This is a genomic window from Novosphingobium sp. APW14, assembly GCF_032337075.1.
GTDB lineage: Bacteria > Pseudomonadota > Alphaproteobacteria > Sphingomonadales > Sphingomonadaceae > Novosphingobium.
In genome coordinates this window covers 47722-60465 of record NZ_JAVYAB010000006.1, presented here as the reverse complement: position 1 = coordinate 60465, position 12744 = coordinate 47722, and the positions used below count along the sequence as shown (strand labels likewise).

Genomic DNA, 12744 nt, shown 5'->3' with positions numbered 1-12744 from the left:
CCCCACTTTGTCCCGCTGAGGGACAGAATCACTTGCGGGTTACAGAGCCGTCCTGCGGCTTTGAGTCAACGGTCCGTGTCGATTGCTGCTTGGGTGCGGGATCGCTCGCCCAATCGAAAATGTTGCCGGATACGCGCTTGTAATTCGCCTCCGGCTCGTAGAGCGCACCCCCATCCAGCCCGAGGTCGCGCGCTTCGGCCTTGCCGATCGCCGCCAGCAGGTTGAAACCGGCCACATAGCCATTGCGCTCTGCCGTGGCGAGCTGGACCTGGGCGCTGAGCAGTTCCTGCTCGGCATTGAGGATGTCGAGAATCGTCCGGTTGCCCACAGTGTTTTCCGCCCTCACGCCTTCAAGGCTGAGCTGGGCTGCGGACACGGCGGCACGGTTGGCGGCGATGATCTCGGTCGCGGCCTGATGCTGGGCATAGGCAGCCCGGACATTGGCAATCACGGCGCGTTCAACGGCGATTTCCTGCTCCAGCTGGGCGCCTTCGCGGGCCTGGGCCTGGCGCTTCTGCGCGGCGGGCAGGCCGCCCTGGAAGATGGGCACCGTTGCCCGCACGCCAACCTGGGCGGTGGTGTCAGTCTGCGGCAGGGTAGCGGAAATGGGGCCGCCCAGCGTACCATAGTAATTGGTGTAATTGCCGTTTGCGAACAGACTCACCGACGGAAGCCGGTTGGCACCGGCCGCCTTGCTGTCAAAGCCTGCGGCCTTGGACCGCTGGCGTGCCGCGCCAAGGTCTGGATTATGGTCAAGCGCATAGCTGACGGCGTCTTCCGGGCTGCTCGGCAGGCCGACCAGCGCCGGGGGGCTTTGCAGATCTTCGGGCTGCTTGCCGACTACCTGGATATAACGCTCACGCGCGGTCAGCAGGTTCGCTTCGGCGGCGCGGGTCTGGCCGCGTGCCAAGGCCAGGCGGGATTCCGATTGGGCCACGTCGGTTCGGGTCAGGTCACCAATCTCGAACCGGTCCTTGGTGGCCTGGAGGTTGACCTGCAGCCGATCCACGTTCTGGCGGTTCAGCCCGACGATTGCCTCATTCAGGATCACATCCATGTAATTGGCCACGACCTGGCTGAACAGACCGCTTTCGCTGGCGCGCAGATCCTGCTGCCCGGCTTCGACCCGGGTCTTGGCCGCACGGATCGAGTTCTTGATCGCGCCGCCCGCATAGATCGGGGCGCCAAAGTTGGCCTGGGTCTGCAGGGCCCGCTCCGGCGCAGTAAAGCTTGATTGGCTCTGCTTCACGAATTCGATGTAATTGGCCGTGCCGTTCAGCGATGGCAAGCCCGGGGCCCGCGCAATTGCGACCCCGGCATCGACCGCGCGCTGCTGGGCGCGAGCAGCCTGCAGGGTGGGATTGGTGTTATAGGCCATGACCAGCGCTTCGCGCAGGTCGTCGGCAAGAGCCGGGGTTGCTGTCAGTCCGATTCCTGCCAGCAGGATTGCCCGCCCAAGCCGTTTGGCCATGCTCAGAAGCTCCACCGTTTAGGTGCTGCGAATTCTGTCAGCACCGGGATTCCCATTTCGGCCAGCGGCAGCAGCGCCGCGGCTCCGGCGGCCTTGCGGCCGCTTGCGAGGCGCGTCACCCCGCGTTCGACCAGGCCCGTTATCAGTCGACCAGCGTCTTCGACGCGGGCAGCCAGACCTTCGGGTAAATGTTCAATCGCGCCGTCGATCAGGACAAGGCTGTAACTGCCCTTGACCTTACCGGCGGCGGCATCAGCCGCACTTATCGTCGTCACTTTGGCGACCAGGCCCTCGAGCAGTGCGGCAAGGTAGCCGCTGCCGCAGGAAACCAGCAGCACCTTGTCATCGCTACGCAGCCCGGCTTCGACCAGCATTCGGCCGTGGAACAACGGTGCGGCCAGGGCATGCCCATCGCCAAGCGGAATCGCCCGGTCGATATAGGCATGGGCGCGCGAGGCGGCTGGAACGAAGTCTTCGCGCGCAACACGGGCGAAGGCTTCCAGCACGACAGGATCGTTGACCCCGCTCGTGCGCAGCTGGCTGTCAATCATCGCGCGGCGGGCGGCGGCAAGGTCGGTGCCCGGACGCTCGGCAGTGATAGTCATGATTCAACCCTTCTCGGCGGGCTGTATTGCAAAAATAACACAGCACCGCAATCGTCTTGCTTCTAAGCGAAGCGCCGCCCCGCGCCAAGCGCTTTGACGGCAGGCCCGTTCCATGCCTAAAGCGCCAGCAAACAACCCCATTCGAGGAGCCAAAATCCATGAGCGAGATGGTGACGATCCGCGAGGACGATCTAATTGAGAGCGTCGCCGACGCGCTTCAGTTTATCAGCTATTTCCATCCGATGGACTATATCCGGGCGCTCGGGGATGCCTATCAGGCTGAGCAGGGCCCTGCCGCCAAGGATGCGATTGCCCAGATCCTCACCAACAGCCGGATGTGCGCAGAAGGCCACCGCCCGATCTGCCAGGACACCGGCATCGTCAATATCTTCGTCGAATGGGGCCAGAATTGCCGGCTTGAATCGGGCCGCTCGCTGCAGGAAGTGGTCGATGAAGGGGTGCGCCGGGCCTATAACCACCCGGAAAACAAGCTGCGCGCCTCGGTGCTGGCCGATCCGGCTTTTACCCGCCGCAACACCCGCGATAACACCCCCTCTGTGCTTCATGTCACGATGGTGCCCGGCAGCAAGGTCAGCATTGATGTGGCGGCGAAGGGTGGCGGCAGCGAGAACAAGTCCAAGTTCAAGATGATGAATCCCAGCGACAACATCGTTGACTGGGTGGTGGAGATGCTGCCCCAGATGGGGGCCGGCTGGTGCCCGCCGGGGATGCTGGGCATCGGCATTGGTGGCACGGCGGAGCACTGCATGCTGCTTGCCAAGCAGGCGCTCATGGAGCCGATCGACATGGCTCAGTTGAAGCAGCGCGGGCCGCAGAACGATATCGAGGCGATGCGGATCGAGATCTTCGACAAGGTCAACGCGCTGGGCATTGGCGCCCAGGGCCTGGGTGGGCTTTCGACGATCCTGGATGTGAAGATCATGGACGCGCCGTGCCACGCCGCTTCCAAGCCGGTGGCGATGATTCCCAACTGCGCCGCCACGCGCCACGCGCATTTCACGCTTGATGGCTCGGGCCCGAGCTTCCTGGAAAAGCCCAACCTCAAGGAATGGCCCGAAGTGCACTGGACCCCTGACAAGGCGGCCAAGCGCGTCAACCTCGATACGCTGACGGCCGAGGAAGTTCGCGGCTGGAAGCAGGGTGACCGGCTGCTGCTCAATGGCAAGATGCTCACCGGCCGCGATGCCGCGCACAAGCGGATCAAGGACATGCTGACCAAGGGCGAGGCCCTGCCGGTCGCGTTCAAGGGCCGTTCGATCTATTACGTCGGCCCGGTCGACCCGGTGATGGGCGAAGTGGTTGGCCCCGCCGGCCCGACCACCGCCACCCGCATGGACAGCTTCACTGACATGATGTGCGAGTTGGGCCTCTTGACCATGATCGGCAAGGCCGAGCGCGGCCAGGGCGCGACCGAGGTGATCGCCAAGCACAAGGTGGCCTATCTGATGGCCGTTGGCGGTGCGGCCTATCTGGTGGCGCGGGCGATCCGCGAAGCCAAGGTTATCGCCTTCGAAGATCTGGGCATGGAAGCGATCTACGAATTCACGGTTGAGGACATGCCGGTGACCGTGGCGGTCGACAGCGAGGGCAACAATGTCCACCAGCTGGCCCCGCTCGCCTGGAAGGAAAAGATCGCCAAGGAAGGGCTGCTCCCGGTCAAATAGGCGGTGCCGGACGTTCGACCAATGACGCCTGCGGCTCGACCAAGCTGCTGGCCTCATTGGCTGCTGGTGGTCTAGGCAGGGCCATGGACCCGACAGCGCCATCCACGCCGCGCGTGCCGTTCAGGCTGGTACTGGCCTCGATCGCCGGGGTCTGGCTGGCCTATTTTGCGCTGACGACACTGCGCGGCTGGCTGGTCGGGCTCGAACTGTTTGACGCCCTGTTGTTGCGTCGCGGCCTGGTGACCGTTGCATCGATGGCGGTGACCCTGGCGCTATGGCCGCTGGTCCGCCTGCTTGATCCGCGCCCCTTCTGGGTCAAGGTGGGCGCCGTGCTGCTGATGGCCTTGCCGGCCTCGGTCCTGCTGGCGGCAATTAACCAGGCTGTGTTCGCTGATATTGAAAATAAGGTCGTCGCCACGATTGGTGAGCGCGAAGGTCTGCGCATTCGCAGTGATGAGAGCGGCAACCTGCTGGTCGACCCGCTCGACCGCGAGGCGGAAGCAGCGGCAAGTTCTGCACCGCCGCCAGCTGCCGCGGCGCGTGCGGACGCAGAGGCGCGCCCCGCGATTACCATCGACGCCGAGACCCGCGCCGACAACCGCCTGCGCCAACTGGTCGACGTGGCGCTGGGGCGGTATTATCTGCTGCTGGCCTGGGCGGCGCTCTATTTCTCGCTCGCCAATGCCGAACAGGCCCGCGCAGCGGAGCGGCGCGAGGGTCAATATCGCCGCGCGGCCAAGGCCTCCGAGCTGCGGTCCTTACGCTATCAGGTTAACCCGCATTTCCTGTTCAACACACTCAATTCGCTTTCGGCGCTGGTGATGACCGGAAAGGGACAGGCGGCCGAACAGATGATTCAGACGCTCTCAACCTTCTATCGCCGCAGTCTGGCTGGCGATCCGACGGCCGACGTGGCGCTGGATCAGGAAATTGCATTGCAGCGGCTCTATCTTGAGATCGAGGCCGTCCGCTTTCCCGATCGCCTGCGCACCCGGTTCGATATTCCTGCGGCACTGGCCGATGCACGCATGCCCGGCATGATCCTCCAGCCGCTGATCGAAAACGCCGTCAAATATGCCGTTTCAGCCACGACAAGTCCGGTGACGCTGACGATTACCGCGCGCCAGGAACATGGCGGTCTGGTCATCGAGGTGGCTGATGATGGACCGGTTACGAAGGACAGCAAGCCCGGTTTCGGCATCGGCCTCGCCAATGTCCGCGACCGGCTGGCCGCGCGGTATGGCGATGCCGCGCAGTTTGACTCTGGCCCGGTTGCCGGCGGCGGCTGGCGCAGTGTGATCCGCCTGCCCCTGGAACGCCATGACTGATAGCCTTGCCACCGCAGCCTTGCGCACCCTGATCGTCGATGATGAGCCACTGGCGATTGAGCGGATGCAGTTGATTTGCCGCGACCTGGCCGGAATCGAGGTGGCCGGGACGGCCCAGGACGGCGCCGCGGCGCTGCGGATGATCGATGCGCTTTCGCCCGACCTGGTCCTGCTCGACATGACCATGCCCGAACTTGATGGCCTGGCTGTCGCCCGCGCCCTGGCCGGGCGCAAGCCGCGGCCGGCGGTGATCTTCGTCACCGCGCATGAGAACTTCGCGGTCGAAGCCTTCGATCTCGACGCAGTCGACTATGTGCTGAAGCCGGTTACCCCTGATCGGCTGGAGCGGGCCGTAGCCCGCGCACTGGCCCGGCGCGGCGAGCGGGCCGAACAGGGCGGGGATTGGCTGACCGAATTCTGGGTGCCCTATCGCTCTGAACTGCTGCGGATCGCTGCCGCCGATGTCGATCGGATCGATGCCGAGCGCGACTATGTCCGGCTCCACGTCGGCGATCGCAGCTACCTCTTGCTGCAGACGGTAACCGGGCTTGAGGCGCGGCTTGATCCGCAGCACTTTATCCGGCTCCATCGTTCGACCATCCTGCGGCGCGACCGGATCACCGGCCTGCGCCACGATGGCCTGGGGGTGTGGTCGGCCGAACTGGCCGATGGCACGGCGGTACGCATCGGCCGGACTTACCTGGCCAAGGCCAAGGCAATGGCCGGACGCTGAATCGCGTGTTAGGGATGCGGCGATGTTCGTCGCGCTCACCTTCCTGTTGGGGATCGGCAATTTTGCCGTCCATCGCGCCGTGCTGAACAGCGAGCACCCGCTGCTGGGGCAGGTGCCCTGGTTCTTCCAGATGCTGGGTGGCCGGTTCAGCCTGCTGGTCGAATTTGCCATGCTGTTGGGGGCGATGTTGATGGTGTCCGAAGGATCGGCCGGCTGGGCCTGGTTCTATGCCGGCTACAGCGCGGTGAATGCCGGATCGGCCTGGCTGATCCTGTCCGGACGGGTATAGGGAACGCCATGCCGGACAAGACCGTGCTCTATCACGTCAGCGACCTGCACTTTGGCTATGAAGACCGGCAGGCGCTTGAATGGTTCGCGGCCGAGGTGGAGCGTGAACGGCCGGCCGGGGTGGTCTGCACCGGCGACCTGACCATGCGCGGCACGGCCAAGGAATTCGCCCTGGCCGCGGAATGGCTCACGCACCTGCCGGTCCCGGTCTCGATCGAACCGGGCAATCACGATGTGCCCTATTACCACATGATGCTCCGGCGGTTGGCGCGGCCCTATGTCCATTTTCACGCCCTCAAGCACCGGTTGGGCAGCGAGATTGCCTTGCCGGATGTGGCGGTTGTTTCGCTCAAGACCATTGCCCGCGCACAGCTGCGGCTCAACTGGTCAAAGGGACGGGTCAGCCAGCCCGACCTGGATGCAGCGCTGCATGGGCTGGGGCAGCACCAGGCGGTGCCGTTGAAGCTGGTGGCCTGCCACCACCCGCTGGTCGAGGCCGACACCCATGCCACGGCATCAACTCGCGGCGGCAAACGGGCATTGGCAGCATTGGCGCGGGCCGGGGCTGGTGCCGTTCTTTCGGGCCATGTTCACGATCCCTTTGACCGGGTGGTCGAGATCGATGGTCATGCGATCCGGATGGTCGGCGCGGGCACGCTATCGCAGCGGCTGCGCAGCTCGCGTCCGTCGTTCAATCGGCTGGTGCTGGATGGGGCAGGCGGCTTTTCGGTTGCGGTGCGGACGCTTTAACCGCCGCGGCGAGAGCGAACCTTGCCTTCAACGGCATGGACCACGGCGAGCAGGTCTTCGCGGCTGACGTCCAGCACTTCGTCCCATTCGGCCAGAACCGCATCAAGATCGCTGTCCTCGATATGACCGATCCAGTCGGGCTGGGCCGCTTGCGGCGCGGCGCGGTGGGGATAGGAATGGCCGGTTAGCCGGTTCCAGGCCACCCCGGCCACCAGCAGTACCAGCACGTTGAGCGCCAGCGGCATGACCAGGAAGCCAAGGCCGGCAGCCTCCACTCCGGGAGTTGCCAGCGCGGTAATCAGCACGGTGCCCCCCGCCGCCGGGTGCAGGCAGCGAAGCAGGCTCATTGCGGCAATGGTCAGGCAGACCGATAGTCCTGCCGCAAGCCAGGTCGCGCCAAGCAAGGCGTGTGCGCCAACCCCGATTGCCGCGGAGAGCATGTGGCTGCCGAACACCGGCCAAGGCTGGGCCAGGGGGCTGGCTGGCAGCACAAAGATCAGCACGGCAGAGGCACCCATCGAGGCAACCAGCCATGGCAGGGCGGGATCGTTGCCCATGATCATGTGCGCGATCCACGCCGTGAGTGCGATTGCGAGGCCAGCCCCGGTCGCGCCGCGCAGCCAGCCGATTCGGCCGGCAATCATCATGCGGGTGGGGGTGGCGGCGAGCGGGGCGTGCTGGTGCATGGGCTGGCTGTCTCTGGGTTGGCGGATATGAAAAAGGGGCCGACCTTGCGGCCGACCCCATTTTTCCAAACCGTTGCGATCCGGATCAGCGCTTGCTGAACTGGAAGCTCTTGCGAGCCTTGGCGCGGCCGTACTTCTTGCGCTCAACCGCGCGGCTGTCGCGGGTGAGGAAGCCGGCGGCCTTGACGACACCGCGCAGGACGGGTTCGAACTTGGTCAGTGCCTGGGCGATACCGTGCTTCACGGCACCGGCCTGACCCGAGAGACCGCCGCCCTTGACGGTGGCGATCACGTCGTACTGGCCAGCGCGGTCAGCAACCTGGAACGGCTGGTCGATCACGAGGCGCAGGGTCGGACGGGCGAAGTAGACCGACTGGTCACGACCGTTGATCACGACCTTGCCCGAACCGGGCTTGATCCAGACGCGGGCCACGGCATCCTTGCGGCGACCGGTGGCATAGGCACGGCCCTGGGCGTCGACTTCCTTTTCACGAAGCGGCGCAGCCGGAGCAGCGGGGGTGGCGGTCACATCGGCAGCAGCACCGAGATCGGCCAGATCGTTGAGCGTGGTGTCAGACATCAGGCACCCACCTTGTTCTTGCGGTTCATGGCAGCGACGTCGAGCGGCTGGGGCTGGGTGCCCGCATGCGGATGCTCGGCACCGGCGTAGAGGTGAAGGGCGCGCATCTGGGCACGGCCAAGCGGACCACGGGGGATCATGCGCTCAACAGCCTTTTCGAGCACGCGCTCGGGGAAGCGGCCGTCCAGCACCTTGGCTGCGGTCACTTCCTTGATGCCACCGGCATAGCCAGTGTGCTTGTAATAGATCTTCTGCTTCAGCTTGTTGCCCGTCAGCTTGACCTTGCCGGCGTTGATGACGACGACATGGTCGCCGCAATCCACGTGCGGGGTGAAGCTCGGCTTGTGCTTGCCGCGCAGATGATTGGCGATGACCACGGCCAGACGCCCGACCACCATTCCTTCGGCATCGATCAGATGCCACTTCTTTTCCACCTCGGCCGGCTTGATCGACCGGGTGACCTTGGAAAGCGCCTTCATGGCAACTCCCTTTCTGATAAAAGGTCAAATCCCTGAATTACACGCCACGCAGAATCGCTTCCGGCAGCGCGGGAAGGCGGCCCAATCGAGGATTGGCGCCGGAAAGTCAAGCATTCCGGGCCTCTGCAGAGAGGTAAAATAATACCGCCCCACTCGGATTTCAGGGTTTGACGTGTTCGAAGGTCCAGATTTCACGTGAGGTGCGCGTGGTTCCGCCGAGGTCTGTATGAACGGTCCGCTCGACCCGCGTTGGCAAGCTGCCATGGATCTGGCCTTCGCTGCGCATCGCGATGTTGATCGATCCGCGGCTGCCGTCGGGTAATGCAATGTCCCGCGTTTCGAGTGTATCCGGGTGAGCCGGATTGAAAATGTCGACTGGCCAGGCAGTTCCGCCGTTTCCCGCCATCACAACCTGGGTCAGCATGGTCGTTGCCTGGTTGCGGGCATTCGTCGAAACCAAGGCTCCGGCGATCATCATTTCACCCAGCGCCACGGCGCGGGTGCGCGAGGCATCACCAATAGGTGGACCCAACCGCGTCTTCACTTTGCCAGCCGAATCGAGCATTATCGGAAAGAAGCCTGGCTCGACCCGATTTCTCTCAATCTCGGCGAATTGCTCAAGCAGAGGCGGAACCTCAACTGCAACGTCACGCAGCTCGCCGTCGATCTGCCAGCCATCCGTTTCGCGCCGGAACCAGACCAGGTAGCGGCGTGTTACCCGCACTTCCTTGCCATCAACCAGGCTCCGCACCACGGTGCGGCTGATCATCACTGGCCCTTCGGCAGGCCGGAATTGGCTGGTGCGAAGCTCGGTTGGTGGTGTTCCCATCAGTTGAGCCGGCGCGAGCGCGGCGAAGCCGGCCAGCAGCATTACCCGCGTGCTCATGCCAACTCGCTGCCGCGATTCGTCATCACCCCACCCCTACACCATTGATTCTATGAAGTATTGACGCAGGTGCGGTGGCTTTCGTCAAGCCTTTGCGCCGCCCCGCCCCAGTGCATGGGCACCCCAGACCGTGCTCGCTACCAGCAGGGCACCAACCAACTGGTGCGCCACGGCGATCCACAAGGCCACTCCGCTCATGACCGTGGCGATGCCCAGCAGGACCTGGATGCCGAACGTGGAATGGATCGCGATTGAGGCCCGCCGATCAACCGCGCGTAGCCGGCGGCCCACAACTACCAGGATTGCGACCACCACCCAGGCCCACCAGCGGTGCACGAAGTGCGTCAGGAACGGATCGTTGAGCAGCGCATGGACCTTGCCGGCAGCCCAATCGATGCCTTCAGGTACGAAGCTGCCCTGCATCAGCGGCCAGACATCCCAATTGAACCAGCCTGCGCCCGCAACATAGCCTGCGCGCATCCCGGCCACGAGCGCGCCGAAGAACAATTGCAGTCCAAGGGCGGCCAGGGCAAGCAGGGTAAAGGGTGTCAGCCGCGCAGGCTCTTCACCCCGGGCCAGGGCGCGCAAGTCAAGCGCGGTCCAGACCAGGCCACCCAGAGTGAACAGGGCAACCAGCAAGTGCGTGGCGAGGCGGAAGTGGCTGACGCGGACATCAGCGCTAAGGCCGGATGAGACCATCCACCAGCCGATCGTACCCTGCAGCCCGCCGAGCGCCAGCAGGGCGATCAAGCGCCCATGATAGCCCTTGGGGATCGCGCCCTTGATCCAGAACCAGGCCAGCGGCAGGGCAAAGGCCAGGCCAATGATCCGGGCGATCAGGCGGTGAACCCATTCCCAGAAGAAGATGAACTTGAAATCGGCCAGGGTCATGCCGGCCGGTCCGGTCACTTCGATATATTGCGGGATCTGCTTGTAGTCATCGAAAGCCGCTTGCCACTGCGCGTCATTCAGCGGCGGCAGAACCCCCGAAACCGGCTTCCATTCGGTGATCGAAAGGCCCGATTCGGTCAGGCGGGTAATCCCGCCGACGGCAACGATGAATACCACGAGGGCGGCAACGGCGAAGAGCCACCGGGCAAGCGCCAGAGGCCGGGGAGAAGCTGCTGTCATGAGCGTGGCCACTGCTCCCGACCGAACAAAAGCGCAAGCGGGCTTTTGGGGCCATCTTGCGGCATGTAACACTATAACATATATGAAGTGCCTGATGCGTGACGCACTCCTCTCGATTCGCGGCCGGCTGGACCGGTTTGGCGTGCTCCTGTCCGGGCTGTGCATGTTGCACTGTCTGGCCGGGTTGTTGCTGGTTGCCGGGTTGGGTCTGGGCGGGCAATTTCTGTTCGCGCCGGTGATTCACCGGGTCGGCTTGGCCTTGGCAATTGCGGTCGGGGCAGTGACTTTGGTGATCGGCGTGGTGCGGCACGGCGATCCTCGGCCGATGCAGACTGGCGTTGCCGGTTTGGCGTTGATGGCTATTGCCTTGATGGTCGGCCATGGTCTGGCAGAGGCACTGTTGACCATTGCAGGCGTGGCTTTGCTGGCCTGGGCTCACTGGCGCAACCTTAAGCTGTCCTGATCATCCTGACCGGCGAGCAAACCTACCTGCTCTTTCGCCGCATTGCCAAATTTCCGCTGCGCGCTATCTGCGCTGGGTGATGACCGAACAGCTCTCCCTTACCGTCAATGGCGAACCCCGCCGCGCCGCCACTGGCTCTGTGGCCGATCTCGTGCGCAGTCTTGAACTCGATCCAGCCAAGGTTGCGGTTGAGCGCAACGGCGAAATTGTCCCGCGCTCGACCCTTGCCGCGGTCGCGCTCAGCGAGGGCGATGTGCTGGAGATTGTCCATTTTGTTGGTGGCGGGGACCATGCACCGGAGGACACCTGGACCGTTGCCGGGCGCACCTTCCGTTCGCGGCTGATTGTCGGCACTGGCAAGTACAAGGATTTTGCTGAGAATGCCGCGGCGGTTGAAGCTTCGGGCGCGGAGATCGTGACGGTCGCTGTGCGCCGGGTCAATGTATCGGACCCCAAGGCGCCGATGCTGACCGATTTCATCGATCCGAAGAAAATCACCTACCTGCCCAACACGGCCGGCTGCTTTACCGCAGAAGACGCGATCCGCACCTTGCGACTGGCACGCGAGGCGGGTGGCTGGGACCTGGTCAAGCTGGAAGTGCTGGGCGAGGCGCGCACGCTCTATCCCAACATGGTCGAAACCATCCGCGCCTGCGAAGTGCTGGCCAAGGAAGGCTTCCTGCCGATGGTCTACTGCACCGACGATCCGATCGCAGCCAAGCAGTTGGAAGATGCCGGGGCAGTTGCGGTCATGCCACTGGGTGCACCGATCGGTTCGGGCCTTGGCATTCAAAATCGCGTTACGATCCGTTTGATTGTTGAAGGTGCCTCAGTTCCGGTGCTGGTCGATGCCGGGGTGGGCACGGCCTCGGACGCTGCCGTGGCGATGGAGCTTGGCTGCGAGGGCGTGTTGATGAACACCGCCATTGCCGAAGCCAAGGATCCGCTCCGCATGGCCCGGGCGATGAAACTGGCGGTCGAGGCCGGTCGCCATGCCTATCTTTCCGGCCGGATGGCTACCCGCAAATACGCAGATCCCTCCAGTCCGCTGGCAGGGTTGATCTAAGCATCAGGGTTAACGGGATCATAACTTTATCATGATGACTTAGCCTCTCTCGAAAGGGGCTTGTCATGGCCAAGACCGGAACTGCATCGCTGACGATCGCCGAACTGCGCGAATTCGCCAGCTTTAGCCCGTGCGAACAGCGTTACATCAAGCGAAGCCTTGATGTAGGACTGGGTCGGCAGGATGCCTTCAAGCTTTGGGCCCGCGATGCCGGGGAAACCGCATCGATCCGGAGCCAGTACGTGGTCTACCAGGAATTGAAGGCCTTGCGGGTGCAGATCCCGGCGGGCAGTGACTTTGCCAGCCTCGAGAGCTTTATGGGCAAGCTGCTGCGAGTCACCGCCTTTGATATTGCCCAGGACCGGATTGATGGCTTTCCGGCCTACCGGTTCCTTTATGAGCGGCTGCTTGGTGCTGAGGCGCGCCCGTTCCTGCCCAGTGCCTTTTGCGCCGCTGCGGCCCTGCCGCAGATCAGGCCGGAGCGCCGCAAGCACCTGCTCCAGTCGATCAGCGAAGCCGCCGCTACCGCCCCAGGGTGGTCAAGCCGCGAACCGAGCTTCTACCCTGAATGGGTTGAGCAGGAAGCGGCCTAG

At 63.9% G+C, this 12744-nt stretch carries 15 protein-coding genes; 8 read left to right on the top strand and 7 right to left on the bottom strand.

Annotated elements, in window-relative coordinates:
- Positions 1 to 28 precede the first annotated feature (28 nt).
- Together RQP55_RS09015 and RQP55_RS09010 are read right to left on the bottom strand one after the other, a co-directional pair.
- Positions 29 to 1471, bottom strand: coding sequence for a TolC family outer membrane protein (locus RQP55_RS09015; RefSeq protein ID WP_315609852.1), 1443 nt, complete (start codon positions 1469 to 1471; stop codon positions 29 to 31).
- 2 nt (positions 1472 to 1473) lie between these two features.
- Positions 1474 to 2076: a protein-L-isoaspartate O-methyltransferase gene (locus RQP55_RS09010; RefSeq protein WP_315609851.1), complete on the bottom strand. Its 603-nt coding sequence runs from the start codon at positions 2074 to 2076 to the stop codon at positions 1474 to 1476.
- 158 nt (positions 2077 to 2234) lie between these two features.
- Between RQP55_RS09010 and RQP55_RS09005 the strand changes: the two genes are divergently transcribed.
- From RQP55_RS09005 to RQP55_RS08985, 5 genes are all read left to right on the top strand, one after another.
- Positions 2235 to 3761 carry a fumarate hydratase gene (locus tag RQP55_RS09005; protein WP_315609850.1) on the top strand — a complete coding sequence of 509 codons (1527 nt, stop codon included), beginning with the start codon at positions 2235 to 2237 and terminating at the stop codon, positions 3759 to 3761.
- 83 nt (positions 3762 to 3844) lie between these two features.
- Positions 3845 to 5089 carry a sensor histidine kinase gene (locus tag RQP55_RS09000; RefSeq protein ID WP_315609849.1) on the top strand — a complete coding sequence of 415 codons (1245 nt, stop codon included), beginning with the start codon at positions 3845 to 3847 and terminating at the stop codon, positions 5087 to 5089.
- The gene (locus RQP55_RS08995) at positions 5082 to 5822 is read left to right on the top strand and encodes a LytTR family DNA-binding domain-containing protein (RefSeq protein ID WP_315609848.1); all 741 of its coding nucleotides are present in this window, start codon (positions 5082 to 5084) and stop codon (positions 5820 to 5822) included. Before RQP55_RS09000 ends, RQP55_RS08995 begins: the two co-directional genes overlap by 8 nt.
- 22 nt (positions 5823 to 5844) lie before the next feature.
- Positions 5845 to 6111: a hypothetical protein gene (locus RQP55_RS08990; protein WP_315609847.1), complete on the top strand. Its 267-nt coding sequence runs from the start codon at positions 5845 to 5847 to the stop codon at positions 6109 to 6111.
- A gap of 8 nt (positions 6112 to 6119) precedes the next feature.
- The gene (locus RQP55_RS08985) at positions 6120 to 6860 is read left to right on the top strand and encodes a metallophosphoesterase family protein (protein WP_315609846.1); all 741 of its coding nucleotides are present in this window, start codon (positions 6120 to 6122) and stop codon (positions 6858 to 6860) included.
- Here the strand turns inward: RQP55_RS08985 and RQP55_RS08980 are convergent.
- The 5 genes from RQP55_RS08980 to RQP55_RS08960 form a co-directional block, all read right to left on the bottom strand.
- Positions 6857 to 7546, bottom strand: coding sequence for an HPP family protein (locus RQP55_RS08980; RefSeq protein ID WP_315609845.1), 690 nt, complete (start codon positions 7544 to 7546; stop codon positions 6857 to 6859). The genes RQP55_RS08985 and RQP55_RS08980 overlap by 4 nt on opposite strands.
- A gap of 85 nt (positions 7547 to 7631) precedes the next feature.
- Positions 7632 to 8126 (bottom strand): 30S ribosomal protein S9, encoded by a 495-nt coding sequence (gene rpsI, locus RQP55_RS08975; RefSeq protein WP_315609844.1) that lies wholly within the window; start codon positions 8124 to 8126, stop codon positions 7632 to 7634.
- Positions 8126 to 8605: a 50S ribosomal protein L13 gene (gene rplM, locus RQP55_RS08970; protein ID WP_315609843.1), complete on the bottom strand. Its 480-nt coding sequence runs from the start codon at positions 8603 to 8605 to the stop codon at positions 8126 to 8128. Before rplM ends, rpsI begins: the two co-directional genes overlap by 1 nt.
- 160 nt (positions 8606 to 8765) lie before the next feature.
- Complete coding sequence (locus RQP55_RS08965) at positions 8766 to 9491, bottom strand: hypothetical protein (protein ID WP_315609842.1); 726 nt, start codon at positions 9489 to 9491, stop codon at positions 8766 to 8768.
- Between the two features lie 84 nt (positions 9492 to 9575).
- On the bottom strand, positions 9576 to 10622 hold the full coding sequence (locus tag RQP55_RS08960; RefSeq protein WP_315609841.1) for a COX15/CtaA family protein: 1047 nt from the start codon (positions 10620 to 10622) through the stop codon (positions 9576 to 9578).
- A gap of 94 nt (positions 10623 to 10716) precedes the next feature.
- Between RQP55_RS08960 and RQP55_RS08955 the strand changes: the two genes are divergently transcribed.
- The 3 genes from RQP55_RS08955 (at position 10717) to RQP55_RS08945 (ending at position 12744) form a co-directional block, all read left to right on the top strand.
- Positions 10717 to 11085, top strand: a complete 369-nt coding sequence (locus tag RQP55_RS08955; protein WP_315609840.1) for a MerC domain-containing protein — start codon at positions 10717 to 10719, stop codon at positions 11083 to 11085.
- 79 nt (positions 11086 to 11164) lie between these two features.
- Entirely contained in the window at positions 11165 to 12151 is a 987-nt protein-coding gene (gene thiS, locus RQP55_RS08950) for a sulfur carrier protein ThiS (protein ID WP_315609839.1), read from the top strand.
- Between the two features lie 65 nt (positions 12152 to 12216).
- Positions 12217 to 12744 carry a hypothetical protein gene (locus RQP55_RS08945; protein ID WP_315609838.1) on the top strand — a complete coding sequence of 176 codons (528 nt, stop codon included), beginning with the start codon at positions 12217 to 12219 and terminating at the stop codon, positions 12742 to 12744.

Bases quoted from the DNA above. Each gene is read 5' to 3' on its own strand.
- RQP55_RS09015 (WP_315609852.1), bottom strand. From the start codon at position 1,471: ATGGCCAAACGGCTTGGGCGGGCAATCCTGCTGGCAGGAATCGGACTG.
- RQP55_RS09010 (WP_315609851.1), bottom strand. From the start codon at position 2,076: ATGACTATCACTGCCGAGCGTCCGGGCACCGACCTTGCCGCCGCCCGC.
- RQP55_RS09005 (WP_315609850.1), top strand. From the start codon at position 2,235: ATGAGCGAGATGGTGACGATCCGCGAGGACGATCTAATTGAGAGCGTC.
- RQP55_RS09000 (WP_315609849.1), top strand. From the start codon at position 3,845: ATGGACCCGACAGCGCCATCCACGCCGCGCGTGCCGTTCAGGCTGGTA.
- RQP55_RS08995 (WP_315609848.1), top strand. From the start codon at position 5,082: ATGACTGATAGCCTTGCCACCGCAGCCTTGCGCACCCTGATCGTCGAT.
- RQP55_RS08990 (WP_315609847.1), top strand. From the start codon at position 5,845: ATGTTCGTCGCGCTCACCTTCCTGTTGGGGATCGGCAATTTTGCCGTC.
- RQP55_RS08985 (WP_315609846.1), top strand. From the start codon at position 6,120: ATGCCGGACAAGACCGTGCTCTATCACGTCAGCGACCTGCACTTTGGC.
- RQP55_RS08980 (WP_315609845.1), bottom strand. From the start codon at position 7,546: ATGCACCAGCACGCCCCGCTCGCCGCCACCCCCACCCGCATGATGATT.
- rpsI (WP_315609844.1), bottom strand. From the start codon at position 8,126: ATGTCTGACACCACGCTCAACGATCTGGCCGATCTCGGTGCTGCTGCC.
- rplM (WP_315609843.1), bottom strand. From the start codon at position 8,605: ATGAAGGCGCTTTCCAAGGTCACCCGGTCGATCAAGCCGGCCGAGGTG.
- RQP55_RS08965 (WP_315609842.1), bottom strand. From the start codon at position 9,491: ATGAGCACGCGGGTAATGCTGCTGGCCGGCTTCGCCGCGCTCGCGCCG.
- RQP55_RS08960 (WP_315609841.1), bottom strand. From the start codon at position 10,622: ATGACAGCAGCTTCTCCCCGGCCTCTGGCGCTTGCCCGGTGGCTCTTC.
- RQP55_RS08955 (WP_315609840.1), top strand. From the start codon at position 10,717: ATGCGTGACGCACTCCTCTCGATTCGCGGCCGGCTGGACCGGTTTGGC.
- thiS (WP_315609839.1), top strand. From the start codon at position 11,165: ATGACCGAACAGCTCTCCCTTACCGTCAATGGCGAACCCCGCCGCGCC.
- RQP55_RS08945 (WP_315609838.1), top strand. From the start codon at position 12,217: ATGGCCAAGACCGGAACTGCATCGCTGACGATCGCCGAACTGCGCGAA.